Genomic DNA, 13859 nt, shown 5'->3' on the forward strand with positions numbered 1-13859 from the left:
CCCCTCAAAGCTCGGGGATGGTAAATTCGTTCCAAGGCCGCTGCACCGGAGGCAGCGACCGGAAGTGCATCTGTTCTTTGAGCACAGGATGCTCAAAGGCAAGTGCCGTTGCCCACAGCGCAAGCTGTTGCCCAGGTTTGTTCACAGCGCTGCCGTAACGCTGGTCCCCATACAACGTGCAGCCAATGGCAGCCAGCTGCACGCGGATCTGATGCGGCCGCCCGGTGTGCAGCTTGATCTGGATCAAGCTGAGCCCGTCTTGGCTGCCGAGCAGCTTATAGTCCAGCACCGCCTCCTTGGCATCCTGCTGGCCTGCCTTGACCACGCTGACGGTATTCGTCCGCGTATCCTTCCACAGCCAGTGCCGCAGCGTAGCGGCCGACTGTGAGGGTTTACCGTGCACGACAGCGACGTATGTCTTGTCGAGCAGCCTTGTTCGTACCGCGTCCGATAATCGGGACGCGGCTTTTGACGTTTTGGCGAAGACCATGACGCCGCCAACGGGTCGATCCAAGCGATGGACAAGCCCAAGGTAGACGTTACCGGGCTTGTTGTAACGCTCTTTGAGATCCGCCTTCAAGGCGTTCAGCAAGTCAAGATCACGAGACTCATCTTCCTGCGTAGGCATGTTGACGGGCTTCTCAACCACAAGAATGTGGTTGTCTTCGAACAAAATCGGTATTTGCGATGCGCCGTTACCATCTTTGAATCCCGCCACCGCTTACGCCTCCCAGCGTCCCAGAATACCGCAAGGGAGCATAAGACCGGAATGCGTGATCGGAAGGCCGATTTCACCGCTGGAGATCGTTCCGCCATGCTTTTCTTTCATCGCCATCGTCAAAATGTTCTGAAGCACAGTAGCCGAGATACCTGTCGTATACGAATTGATCAACAAGAACAATGGATTGTCCGTCAAAATGGATTGGCAAGTCTGAATGAAAGGGAAGAGGTCATCTTCCAATTTCCAAGTTTCACCGTTAGGTCCACGTCCATAGGACGGTGGATCCATAATAATCGCATCGTACTTGCTGCCGCGGCGCTGTTCTCTCTGAACGAATTTAAAAACATCATCCGTAATGAATCGAACAGGTCTGGAGCCCATGCCACTCAGGTGCAAATTCTCCTTCGCCCATTGGACAACCCCTTTAGAGGCATCCACATGACACACTTCAGCGCCTGCATGAGCGCAAGCAAGCGTAGCGCCGCCCGTGTAAGCGAAAAGGTTGAGAACTTTAATGGGACGACCGGCACCCTTAATCTTGTCCATCATCCATTTCCAATTGACCGCTTGTTCAGGAAAGAGACCCGTATGCTTAAAGCTCGTTGGCTTAATATAAAAGGTCAGCTTCTGATCATAAGTGATCGTCCAGCGCTCAGGGAGCTCTGCGTTCTGCTGCCATTGGCCGCCGCCGCTTGAGCTGCGGTGATAATGAGCATCAGCTTGACGCCAAGCTGGTGTTTCTTTCTGTAAGGGCCAAATAATTTGCGGGTCGGGTCTGCGAAGCACAATCGTACCCCAGCGCTCTAACTTTTCGCCGCCGCCTGTATCAAGCAGCTCATAATCGACCCAATCTTTTGCATAAAACATGCTGTAATCCATCCTTCAACTAATAAACTTAACTAAACATCCATTGTACACCATTTATATAGGTTGTTCAAAAAGTCGTCATTTGATCACGAAGCAAGCCAAGAAGTCTATTCGACATCGAATCTTACGTTCACCTTCGAAGGCAGGTGCTCATGTAGGTTTTGCCTACACTCCGCTCCACCTTCTTCAGGTTCTCGCAACCTTCTCGGTGCTGAAAATCCGACTTTTTGAACCCTCATTTATTGACCTAAATCGATGTTTTCAATCAAACTAGGTAGTTCTTTTTCGGTAAATTGTTGATATTGCGCTTGTTCAAGTGTTGCACGAAGTGTCTCTTTCACCGCTTCAAGAGGTTTAACAGAGCGCGATTCCACTTTAATCACATGATAGCCAAACTCTGTTTCAACGGGATCACCAATAGCTCCAACAGGTTGTGAGATAGCCGCATTTTTAAAGCCTTCAACCCACAGACTAACATCCGCATCTGCATAAAGTCCGCCTGCATCTTTAGAACCTGGATCGGTGGAATATTGTTTGGCTAGCGCAGTAAAGTCTCCGCCATTTTTGAGCTTCAGTTGAACGTCTTGGGCAAGTGTAAGTGCTTCTTCTTTTGTGCGAACGGCTTTACCCTCTGTGTCTGTAAGTCCGATCAAAATATGACGCACAGATGCAATTGTAAACGCATCTTTATTCGCTGCTAGTGTTGCCTCATAGTTGGCCTTTAACTGAGCATCCGTAATACTAGATTTCACATAGTTTATACCAGTCATACTGCCAACAAGATAATATTGGATAGCCATTTCTGTGGCATTCACGTTTTTCAAGTCGGCTTTAAATTTATCTTCGCCAAATTGTTGCTTCCAAGTCGCAACTAGTGCAGCGGCACTTTTCTTGGCAGCTTCTTGATCTGCCTCAGAAGCGCGGCTATAAAGAATGCGGTTTGCAATTAATTCCTTAAGTACACTTGTCTGATAGTCAACATTATCTTTGGAGGCTGCATGAGCATTATTGAACAGTGCTTTGAGGCCAAAGAACGCATCGAATTCACCCTTCGTTACAGTCCCGCCATTGTATGCAGCAACGACTTGATTTGGATTATTTCCGACCCAAATGGTACTAGTTGCCTCATCAAACGCCACTTTCTTGCCAAGGGAGTCGCTCATGAATCGTAGCGGTACATAGGTTGTGCCTTCATAAATAAACCCTTTGCCATCAATGGGGGCTTTTTCGACACCATCAAACATATAAGTCAGATTACGGAAAGCCACCTCGATTTGAGTTCCTGCTGCAAAAGCTACGGTTCCACTTAATACGGAACCAATGGTTAATCCTAGAATAAGTCCTTTTACTTTGTCTTTCATTATGATGGATCCACCTTTCGTATCTTGTCCTCCCAATAATTCACCAAAGGTTCATACATTTCCTTTTTTTCTCATGTGGAAATTGAAGGAATTCATTACATGTTTGTTGTATTTATACAAGTAGAGAAATCTTGCAACACGCAGCTTAAATGAAAAAAATGTTGAAATAGGGGAGGGATAATGTGGGAGCAAATGTTGGTATACCCAGCTCCGAGGATTTGTTTCTGCTTCATGAAGGATCCCTTTTCCACAGTTATCGTATCTTAGGGGCACATGTTAGCAATGAAAAAGGGCATGAAGGTGTTCGATTCGCCGTATGGGCACCTCATGCAAGAAACGTGAATGTACTTGGAGATTTCAACGAGTGGCAATCCGGCGAGCACAGTATGGAGAAGATTAGTTCGTTAGGCCTCTGGATGATCTTCATCCCGGAAGCACGTGAAGGCGACTATTACAAGTACGAAATTCATAGCCAAACTGGACAGATCTTACTTAAAGCTGATCCCTATGCTTTCTATTCCGAATTAAGGCCTGGTACAGCTTCCCGGGTTGTTGATTTGGGTGGGTACGACTGGCAGGATCAAGACTGGCAACAGAAGAAGAAAGAGGTACCAACTTATAACAAGCCGCTGTCCATTTACGAGGTGCATACAGGCACTTGGCGTAAAAAAGACCGACTGAGTGAAGAGCAGTACACGTACGAGCAATTAACGAGTGAATTGGTGGATTATGCGGTCGAAATGGGTTATACCCATATCGAAGTTATGCCGCTGGCCGAGCACCCCTTTGATCGCTCTTGGGGTTATCAAGCAACAGGTTACTATTCCGTTACAAGCCGTCATGGTGCGCCTAAGGATTTCATGCGATTCGTTGATGCCTGTCATCAAAAGGGGATCGGGGTCATTATGGACTGGGTTCCAGGCCATTTCTGTAAGGATAGTCATGGACTCCGCATGTTTGATGGCAAGCCCTTGTATGAATATGAGGATCCTCGCAAAGCGGAAAAGCTGGAGTGGGGGACATTAACCTTTGACTTTGGCAGGCCGGAGGTTCAGAGCTTCTTAATTTCAAATGCCGTATTCTGGATGGACATGTATCATATGGATGGTATAAGAGTGGACGCTGTGGCTTCCATGCTGCATCTGAATTTCGGCAGATGGGATGAGGCGCCTATCCAAAATGAACATGGAGGCGATGAGAATTTAGAGGCGGTTGCGTTTATTCGCAAGCTGAATCAAGTCGTTTTCTCCTATTTCCCGGATGCGTTAATGATGGCGGAAGATTCCTCCGATTGGCCTTTGGTGACGGCTCCCGTACACGAGGGCGGACTTGGGTTTAACTACAAGTGGAATATGGGCTGGATGAACGATATGCTGAAGTATATGAAGCTGGATCCCATCCACCGAAGATATAATCACAAGCTAATCACTTTCTCGTTCATGTATGCATGGAGCGAAAATTATGTACTTCCCCTATCTCATGATGAGGTTGTGCATGGAAAGCGTTCTCTCCTGCATAAGATGCCTGGAGACTATTGGCAGAAATTTGCTAATCTGCGGGTATTATATGGCTACATGTCGGGGCATCCAGGGAAAAAGCTGCTCTTCATGGGAAGTGAATTCGGTCAATTCGACGAATGGAAGGATCTCGAGGAGCTTGATTGGTTTTTATTGGATGGCTATGAGAAGCATGAGCAGATGCACCATTACGTGAAGTCGCTCAATCAGTTTTATTTGAAAGAACCAGCCCTGTGGCAGCTGGATCATGATCCAGAAGGCTTTGCATGGATTAACCCCCATGACGAGAGCCAAAGTGTTGTCACTTATTTGCGAAAAGGGAATCTGCCGGAGGATGAACTCATTCTCGTGTGTAATTTCACACCTGTTGTTCATCCGGATTATCGAATCGGCGTTCCAAAGTTAGGCGTGTACGAGGTTGTTTTTAATAGTGATGCAACTGAATTTGGCGGTTCCGGACAAGGAAATACACTGCCGATCACAAGTAGGGCAAGTGCCATGCACGGTTATCCGTATAGTTTATCTCTATGTATTCCGCCGCTTGCGGCTGTCTATATCAAGTGTGTGAGTGAATTCCAATCAGAGATTGAAGAAGTTGAAGGGGGAAATCAAATATGCGCAGTAAAGAATGTGTTGCCATGCTCCTCGCTGGAGGAGAAGGGCGAAGATTAGGCGTACTGACGAACAATTTAGCTAAGCCAGCTGTTCATTTTGGCGGCAAATATCGCATCATTGATTTTACTCTCAGCAATTGTACGAATTCAGGGATTGATACGGTTGGTGTTTTAACACAATATCAGCCTCTAGTACTTAATACGTATATCGGTATCGGAAGCTCATGGGATCTTGACCGCAAATATGGCGGAGTTACGGTGCTGCCACCGTTCATGGAGCAAAAAGGCGGCGATTGGTACAAAGGTACAGCAAATGCCATCTATCGCAATATAGGCTTTATCGAGCAATATGATCCAGAATACGTGTTGGTCATCTCGGGTGACCATATTTATAAAATGGATTACGACCTCATGCTTTCCTATCACAAAGAGAAAAAAGCGGACGCAACGATCGCGGTTATCGAAGTGAAATGGGAAGAAACGAGCCGCTTCGGCATCATGAGTGTCAACGAGAAGCAGGAGATTACGGAATTCGCTGAAAAGCCGAAGGAAGCGAACTCCAACTTGGCTTCGATGGGGATTTATATTTTTAACTGGAAAGCATTGAAATCGTATTTGCTCGAAGATGAGGCGAATCCGGAGTCCAGTAAAGATTTCGGTAAAGATATCATTCCAATGATGCTGAAGGATGAAGCGAGAATGTTTGCTTATCCGTTCCAAGGCTATTGGAAAGATGTTGGTACCATCGATAGTCTATGGGAAGCCAACATGGACCTATTAGACGACAATAACGAGCTTAAATTAAATGATAAAGACTGGCGCGTGTATTCTCAGAATCCATACCAACCAGCTCAATACGTAGCACCAACAGCGAATATTAAACGATCCCTAGTTAATGAGGGTTGTGCGATTTTCGGTGATATCGATCATTCTGTTCTGTTCTTCGGTGTACAGGTTGGCGAAGGCAGCCAAATTAAGGATTCCGTCATCATGCCGAATGCCAAGATTGGTAATAACGTAACGATCATCAAAGCGATTATTGGTGAAAATACGGTCGTTGAAGATGGTGCTGTTGTAGATGGCAAGGGTGAAATTGTACTAATTGGCGGTAACGAACGGGTAACAGGCAACGCTAAAGAGAAGGGATGATGTCAGATGAAAAATGTGATGGGAGTCATTAATTTAGTCAATGAACCGGATGATTTGGAGGAACTGACTTATTTCCGCTGCCCGGCATCTGTGCCTTTCGGTGGACGCTATCGGTTAATCGATTTTGCTCTATCCAATATGGTGAATTCAGGTATTGATAATGTGGCTGTATTCACACAACACAAGTATCGTTCGCTCATGGATCATCTTGGGTCTGGCAAAGAGTGGGATCTGGATCGTAAACGCGGCGGACTTTTCGTCCTTCCATCTGTACTCGATGAACCGACGGGTATCTCCCGCGGCGATTTGTATCAATTCTATAGCCACCGTGACTATTTCTATCGTGGTAAAGAAGAGTACGTGATTATTTCCCGCAGTCACATGGTATGCAATCTAGATTTGCGCGATGCGGTGCGTTACCACGAAGATATGCAAGCTGATATTACCGTGATTTATAAACAAACGGATGAAGAAGTTCATGGGAAATTCCGTCGCATGGCGGTGAAGGATAACGGTCAAGTTACATTGATGGAAGATCACACGGGCCGCTTGCGGACGAACAACATCTCCATGGAAATGTATATCATGAGCAAGGCTTTGCTCTTGGATATGGTGGAATCCTGCCTAGCGCAAGGATATGATCATTTGGTACGTGATGGCATTATGAAAAACATTGATAAACTTAGTGTCTACGGCTACAAGTTTGAAGGTCATTTGGGTATTGTGAACTCGATCCAAGGTTACTACAAGCACAGTATGCAGCTGCTGAATCCAGCGATTTGGCGCGAGCTCTTCTTCCAGAAGAACCTCATTTATACCAAGGTTAAGGATGAGCCGCCTGCCAAATATTTGGACTCCGCTGCAGCCAAAAACGCGCTTATCGCGAATGGTTGTCAGATTGAAGGAAAAGTGGAGAACAGTATCTTGTTCCGTGGCGTAAAAATCCGCAAAGGGGCATACGTGAAAAACAGTATTATCCTTCAAAACTGCGAGATTGAAGAAAACGTCATTATCGAGAATGCAATTCTGGATAAGGATGTCTTCATTAGCCGTGGTCGAGTGTTAACCGGTGACAATAAAGCACCATTCATTGCAGCGAAAACGAAAGTAATCTAATTGCTGGTTTAGAGGAGTGGCAAGATGAAAATACTGTTCGCGGCTTCGGAGGCCGTGCCTTTTATAAAGACAGGTGGATTAGCGGATGTGATCGGCTCCTTGCCCAAGGAGCTGACGCGTCAGGGGTTGGATGTACGTGTGATTTTGCCTAAATATGGCGATATCAAGGCTATATATAAGGACGAGATGACCCATGTTACGGCATTCGAAGTGCAGCTGGGTTGGCGAAAGCAATATATCGGGATTGATATGCTGGTGTATGAAGGGGTTACCTTTTATTTCGTCGATAATGAGTTTTACTACAACCGGCCTGGGATCTATGGGTACGGGGATGAGGCTGAGCGATTCGGCTTCTTCTGTCGAGGCGTAATTGAGGCGCTGCCCTACTTAGATTTCCAACCGGACGTGATTCATTGTCACGATTGGCAAGCAGGTATGATTCCTGTTTTGCTGAAGGCGCATTATCAGCATTTGCCTTTCTTTAGCAAGATCAAGACGATGACGACGGTTCATAACTTAAAATACCAAGGTGTGTTTGGCCAACAGGTGTTCAAGGATTTGTTCGGGTTGTCGGACGATCACTTCTCCGGAACCGCGTTAGAGCTTCACGGCGGCGCTAGCTTTCTGAAGGGTGGACTTTTGTATTCGGATCAGATTACAACGGTAAGTCAAACGTATGCAGAGGAAATTCAAACGTCGTTTTACGGTGAGTTTTTGGACAGCCTGCTGCGTCACCGCAAAGACCAATTAACGGGCATCGTGAACGGGATTGATTACGATGTTTTCGACCCTATGACGGACAAGAATCTGGTTGTGAATTATCGAGATTCCTTATCGAAGAAGGGGCAGAATAAGTTGGCACTTCAGGAGCGTCTAGGACTTCCTGTGAATGCCGACATTCCAATGATCGTGCTAGTGACTCGCCTAGTACAGCAGAAGGGTTTAGATCTGATTCAGCACGTGCTGCGTGAGATTCTAGCGCTAGACATACAGCTTGTTGTACTTGGAACAGGCGAACCTGTCTATGAGCAAATGTTTCGGAACGCCGCGGTAACACATCCCACGAAAGTGTCAGCGCACATATACTTCGATGAAGCGTTAGCTCATCAGTTCTATGCCGCTTCGGATTTCTTCTTAATGCCATCCCAGTTCGAGCCATGCGGTATCGGGCAATTGATTGCACTTCGCTATCGATCCGTGCCAATTGTACGGGAAACGGGCGGTCTGAAGGATACAGTGCAGCCGTATAATGAGTTTACAGGGGAAGGCACAGGCTTCTCCTTCACGCATTATAACGCGCATGATATGCTGCATATCATCCGGCGCGCGGTTTTCTTTTATAAGAATGATCGTGACAGTTGGAAGAAGATTCAGCAGAATATGAAAAAAGGCGACTTTAGTTGGCGGAAATCTGCTCAGCAGTATATCGCACTTTACACTGAAATGACCTCATAAGGTTAAGGAAGTTGGCCTCCTGATTCGTAAGAATGAGGGGGTCTTTTTCGTTATTTAGAAAATTCAGGTATAATAAGATCAGCAGACTTTAGAGGTTTGGAGTTGGTGGGTTGTGGGCGTGGATTGGCTATCGCATGTATTGACCGTGGTATTCGTCGTCAATATTTTATTGGCGCTCACCGTGGTGTTCTTAGAGCGTCGTAATGTGGCTGCAACATGGTCATGGTTGATGGTGCTGTTGTTCATTCCTATTCTCGGCTTCCTACTCTACGTGATGTTAGGTCAAAATTTGAGTCGCAGAAAACTGTATAAATGGAATAAGCGTATGCTAGAACGGATGCAGACTGTGATTGGCGAGCAGCGGCAGCAGCTCATGGAGGGAACTTTTMCCTATAACGATCCAATGCTAACCGAGTATCGCTATTTGATTTATTTGAATGTAGCTACGAATGATTCGTTCCTGTCGCAGGATAATGACGTACATATTTTCACGGACGGGGTCGAAAAGTTTAATGATTTGATTAGCCGACTCGAGGCAGCGGAGCAGCATATCCATATGCAATATTATATTGTGAAGAATGATTCGCTGGGTCAGCGCATTATGGAAGTGCTCACCCAAAAAGCGAAGCAGGGCGTGGATGTTCGCTTTTTGTATGATGATATCGGTTCGCGTAAGTTGAAGGACTCATTTTTCAAGGAATTTGAACAGGCAGGCGGACAAAAAGCAGCCTTCTTTCCATCACGTATTCCTTTTCTTAATTATCGGGTTAATTATCGAAATCATCGAAAGCTTGTCATTATTGACGGTCAAATCGGCTATATAGGYGGATTTAATATTGGTAATGAGTACCTAGGCTTAAACCCAAAGTTTGGCTATTGGCGGGATACGCATCTTCGATTAACAGGCAGTGTCGTACGTGCGTTGCAATCCCGGTTTGTTCTTGATTGGAACCTAGCATCGTCAGATGCGTTGGAGGTGGATGCTCGTTATTTTCCAACGATTAAGGAGGATACCGTACAAGGACAGGTCCCGATGCAAATCGTCGCTAGTGGTCCCAATGAGACTTGGCCGCATTTTGTGCATACGTTTCTCAAACTGATTCATATGGCTAAGAGCCGCATATTGCTGCAAACGCCTTATTTTATACCTGAAGAAAGTATGTTGAATGCCTTGCGGATTGCTGCGCTTTCGGGGATTGATGTGCGGATTATGATACCAGAGAAAGCGGATCATCTATTCGTGCATTGGGCTTCTTTGTATTATGTGGGTGAGCTGCTCCGAGCAGGCGTGAAATGTTATCTGTATGATTACGGTTTCCTGCATGCGAAAACGATTATCGTCGATGGTAAAGTGGCCTCTGTGGGAACAGCGAATTTCGATATTCGCAGCCTGCGGCTTAATTTCGAAACGAATGCGCTGATATTTCATGAGGATACGGCAACGAAACTGGAGAACACCTTCTGGGCGGATATGGAGGGGTGTATGGAGTTGACGCTGGAGGAATATGAGAAGCGGTCGCTTCGAATCCGGTTTCTGGAGTCGATTTCGAAATTGATTTCACCGATCTTATAAGTATAGGTAATAAACCCATGCAAAAGCATGGGCTTATTTGCTATTCCATTACTTGGACAGTTCCAAGTGAATAACGACCGTCACTTCTCCTGCCGTCATTCGCGAAGTCTACTTCTGGTTTGCCGGTTTGCGGGTTGAGTATCGCAGCGTTGACGTTGTAAGTGCCAGGCGGGAGGTTCGCCGGTATAGGCAATGTGTCAGATACCTCCATGTCTCCTGGAAGCCATTCGCGAATATCCAAATTTGTTCGCATACGGGTGACGATATCGCCTTGTTCATTGGACAGTGAAAGTTCCAAAGGCCAAGCAAAATAAAATGGTGCCACACCTCTGTTGATTATGCTGAGTTTGACATGCAGAGATTTTCCTGCACGAATAATCTTTTCATGGGACTCCTTGGCAATTACGAAACGATATCCAATGGTTTTCAGAAATCGGTCGATATTCGGTTGAAGACGACCGCCGAAAGGTTCATCTGAGGGGGCGCTTGGACCAAGCCAGCTGACATGCGTCAGCTTCGTTTGCAGCAGGGTTTCTTCAATATGAGCATTATTCAAATAGTTGCCATCAGGTGTAAATTCGCCGCCGCTGGGCGCTGACTTCCAGAAGTCAGGCATGGCAGGTTGAACATTTTGAGTTAACCATGACTTATAACCATCGGTATACCATTTCAGGAATCCATCGATCGTTGACTTACGGTCCCCGAAAGCGTCGTTAAATAGCCCCAAATTATTGTTCAATGCAATGTCATGTGGTCTTCGCATCATCAGCCGTTTTTGGTCGAAATAACGCAAATACGGTTTGACATATTGATCGGTAATTTCTTCTTTAGGAAACGCGATGGGCGCRTCCCCTTCATTCTTGGTATGCCACTCGCCCCAATGCCCAATACTCCCCAACTCGAAAAAGGCGATTTGGGGATCGTTATTATATCTGTTTCCTAATGCTTGGATCAAACGTTCGTGATTTTCGATTAGTATAGGATTGCTGTAGTCAGGACTGAATCCCTGCCCATAATTAATATCGTACCAGTCACCTTTTTCGTCGATTTCTGTATACAACCAGTCTGGAATATCCATATGCTTACTCTCTCGAGGATAATCAAGAATGACTCGCAGAATAAGTGAAACCCCTTTTGACTTCCACAATGCAAACTTAAATTTTTTTTCAATTGCATCAAATGCATACTTCCCTTTTTCCGGTTCCAGGTCAGCCCATGTCAAATTGGCATAAGCAAGCCGAAAGGGCTGCGTGGCTTCATCATATCTTGCATCTATGACAAACCCCATATAGGKGTTGTTCAGAACTTGATCCGTTTCTACTGAGTAGTAAGAAACTCGGTTTATATCAGTTGCATGCAGCTTCCAGTAACCCAAAAAGCTGATAAGTCCTAAAATTAGGACGATTGCAATAAGCGTGCGAAAACGAGGAGAATTCATTGATATTTACCCCCTTGATGAACTATCTTTGAAATCGTATCAGACAGGGGAAGTCTTTACAATACAAATCCTGGGAATATTAATGAAATTCATTATAAAAATAGTTCTAAAGAACTATTAATTGCTAAATATATGTAGAAAATTACTATGAAATTGCTAAAAAATATGCTATAAGTACTATAAGAACATCAAATCTATCCTGGGGGAAATCGGTATGAAAGTGCTAATTACAGGAGGATATGGATTTATTGGGTCTTTTGTCGCTGAACGGTTCTATAAAGAAGGCTATGAAGTTTACATTATTGATAATCTGTCTACCGGCAATAAGCAAAATGTGGATTTTAAACATAAGGGATACATCTTATCTGTGGAGGATCGGAAATGTGAGGAGGTCTTTCGCAGCAACCGATTCGATACTGTCGTTCATCTAGCGGCTCAAGTGAATGTGAAGATATCTGTTGAAGACCCGCTACTTGATTCGAGATCCAATGTTCTCGGACTGTCCAATATGCTAACCTTAGCACAGAAATACAATGTTCATAAGTTTATTTTTGCATCTTCTGCTGCTGTATATGGAAACAATGAGGCAATCCCTCTATCTGAATCTGCGGCATGTGATCCCATTTCTCCCTATGGCATTAATAAATGGATCGGTGAAACGTATTGCAACAAGTGGAAGGAAATGTATGGACTGGAGACACTTTGTTTCCGTTTTTCTAACGTATATGGTCCACGTCAAGGCAGTGTCGGTGAAGGTGGCGTAATTTCCATATTTATGGAAAGAGTGATGAACGGAAAGGAACTCGTCGTTTATGGAGATGGCGGTCAAAGCAGAGACTTCATCTACGTAGAAGATGTGGCAGACGCGATTTATCGTTCGTCCTATTCAAGTCTGAGTGGCGTTTATAATTTGTCCACAAATACGGAGAATTCAGTTAACGAGTTGATTAGCACTTTGGAAGGCATGCATGGATCGGTGTCGCTTGTGCATGCAGATCAACGTCAAAGTGATATCTACCGTTCCAGTTTGGACAACAGTCGTATCTCGAACGAGTTAGACTGGGTGCACAAATATACGTTCCAGCAGGGGCTTGCTAAGACGTATGATTGGTTTTTTCAGAAGCATTTATCCCATAGGCAGACTAGGGTTAAAGAAACGAAACGAGATATACCATCAAGACTAATTCCAATCATTCGTTCACTGTTGCCATATGCTGAGAATGTACTCGCTTTTGCAGTAACAGCATGGATCGGACAGCAAATCGGTGACAGCTTATCAAACTTTTTCGATATTAAAATTATATATATCATTTTACTTGRCATTCTCTATGGCAATAGGCAATCCATGCTTGCTGTCGGGATGTCAACCGTACTTTATATAGACAATCAACTCAATACAGGCCGGGAATTGCTTTCCCTTTTTTACGACCCAGACTTCTTCTTCCATATCGCCATTTACATATTTATTGGGTTAGTCGTCGGATATACCGTAGAGCGGAAAAACACTTTATTTGAAGCGAAGAGACAGGAACTGGATACGCTTTCCGAGAAGCACGATTTCTTAACTGAGGTGTTTAAGGAGACTCGACAGGTCAAAGAGGAGCTTCAGCAGCAAATTATGAATAACGGAGATAGCTTTGGTAAAATTTATTCCGTTATTAAAGAGTTGGAGAGTCTGGAGCCAGAGAAAATCTTTACTTCGACCGTTAGTGTCGTGGAATCCGTCATGAAATCGCAGGCAGTCAGCATCTATACGGTAAATAAATACGGCAGTTACCTTCGCCTTTTGGCAAAATCCAACAGTAAGCAATTCGAAGTGGGCAAATCGATGAAGGTGGAGGATTTCCCTTATATCCAAACTATTCTTCAGGAGAAAAAACTCTTTATTAACAAAGGTTTGGAAGGAGGCATTCCACTCCTCGCTGCTCCTGTCATTAACCAAGGTAAAGTTGTTGCTGTCATTTCTGTCTATACGATGAAGTTCGAGAATTTTACATTATATCACCAAAATCTATTCAAAATTATGGTGGATTTAATCTCATCTGCTC

10 protein-coding genes are annotated in these 13859 nt (G+C 45.0%); 6 read left to right on the forward strand and 4 right to left on the reverse strand.

The features are described 5' to 3' along the window. Nucleotides 1–4: 4 nt before the first annotated feature. From AC1DVJ_RS22440 to AC1DVJ_RS22450, 3 genes are all read right to left on the reverse strand, one after another. Complete coding sequence (locus AC1DVJ_RS22440; protein ID WP_477593472.1) at nucleotides 5–718, reverse strand: RluA family pseudouridine synthase; 714 nt, start codon at nucleotides 716–718, stop codon at nucleotides 5–7. 3 nt (nucleotides 719–721) lie between these two features. Then, entirely contained in the window at nucleotides 722–1588 is an 867-nt protein-coding gene (locus tag AC1DVJ_RS22445) for a class I SAM-dependent methyltransferase (protein WP_477593474.1), read from the reverse strand. Nucleotides 1589–1827: 239 nt separating this feature from the next. Next, nucleotides 1828–2949, reverse strand: a complete 1122-nt coding sequence (locus tag AC1DVJ_RS22450) for a peptidylprolyl isomerase (RefSeq protein WP_477593476.1) — start codon at nucleotides 2947–2949, stop codon at nucleotides 1828–1830. 182 nt (nucleotides 2950–3131) lie between these two features. On the opposite strand from AC1DVJ_RS22450, the gene glgB reads away from it, so the two are divergent. The 5 genes from glgB (at nucleotide 3132) to cls (ending at nucleotide 10373) form a co-directional block, all read left to right on the forward strand. Continuing rightward, nucleotides 3132–5138 (forward strand): 1,4-alpha-glucan branching protein GlgB, encoded by a 2007-nt coding sequence (glgB, locus tag AC1DVJ_RS22455; RefSeq protein ID WP_477593478.1) that lies wholly within the window; start codon nucleotides 3132–3134, stop codon nucleotides 5136–5138. Further along, a complete protein-coding gene (locus AC1DVJ_RS22460) occupies nucleotides 5081–6229 on the forward strand; it encodes a glucose-1-phosphate adenylyltransferase (protein ID WP_477593480.1) in 1149 nt (382 codons plus the stop codon). Before glgB ends, AC1DVJ_RS22460 begins: the two co-directional genes overlap by 58 nt. Before the next feature lie 6 nt (nucleotides 6230–6235). Then, nucleotides 6236–7345 (forward strand): glucose-1-phosphate adenylyltransferase subunit GlgD, encoded by a 1110-nt coding sequence (gene glgD / locus AC1DVJ_RS22465; RefSeq protein WP_477593482.1) that lies wholly within the window; start codon nucleotides 6236–6238, stop codon nucleotides 7343–7345. Nucleotides 7346–7369: 24 nt separating this feature from the next. Continuing rightward, nucleotides 7370–8800, forward strand: a complete 1431-nt coding sequence (gene glgA, locus AC1DVJ_RS22470) for a glycogen synthase GlgA (RefSeq protein WP_477593484.1) — start codon at nucleotides 7370–7372, stop codon at nucleotides 8798–8800. Nucleotides 8801–8918: 118 nt separating this feature from the next. Next, nucleotides 8919–10373 carry a cardiolipin synthase gene (gene cls, locus AC1DVJ_RS22475; RefSeq protein ID WP_477593486.1) on the forward strand — a complete coding sequence of 485 codons (1455 nt, stop codon included), beginning with the start codon at nucleotides 8919–8921 and terminating at the stop codon, nucleotides 10371–10373. Between the two features lie 40 nt (nucleotides 10374–10413). Here the strand turns inward: cls and AC1DVJ_RS22480 are convergent, their stop codons facing one another. After that, nucleotides 10414–11811 (reverse strand): DUF4832 domain-containing protein, encoded by a 1398-nt coding sequence (locus AC1DVJ_RS22480; protein ID WP_477593488.1) that lies wholly within the window; start codon nucleotides 11809–11811, stop codon nucleotides 10414–10416. A gap of 214 nt (nucleotides 11812–12025) precedes the next feature. On the opposite strand from AC1DVJ_RS22480, the gene AC1DVJ_RS22485 reads away from it, so the two are divergent. Continuing rightward, nucleotides 12026–13859, forward strand: a 1834-nt coding sequence (locus AC1DVJ_RS22485) for an NAD-dependent epimerase/dehydratase family protein (protein ID WP_477593490.1), incomplete at its 3' end; no start/stop codon positions are given.

The organism is Paenibacillus sp. P4_A9 (assembly GCF_056402415.1).

Coding starts and splice junctions, on each gene's coding strand:
- AC1DVJ_RS22445 (WP_477593474.1), bottom strand. CDS start 1,588: ATGTTTTATGCAAAAGATTGGGTCGATTATGAGCTGCTTGATACAGGC.
- AC1DVJ_RS22450 (WP_477593476.1), bottom strand. CDS start 2,949: ATGAAAGACAAAGTAAAAGGACTTATTCTAGGATTAACCATTGGTTCC.
- AC1DVJ_RS22460 (WP_477593480.1), top strand. CDS start 5,081: ATGCGCAGTAAAGAATGTGTTGCCATGCTCCTCGCTGGAGGAGAAGGG.
- glgD (WP_477593482.1), top strand. CDS start 6,236: ATGAAAAATGTGATGGGAGTCATTAATTTAGTCAATGAACCGGATGAT.
- glgA (WP_477593484.1), top strand. CDS start 7,370: ATGAAAATACTGTTCGCGGCTTCGGAGGCCGTGCCTTTTATAAAGACA.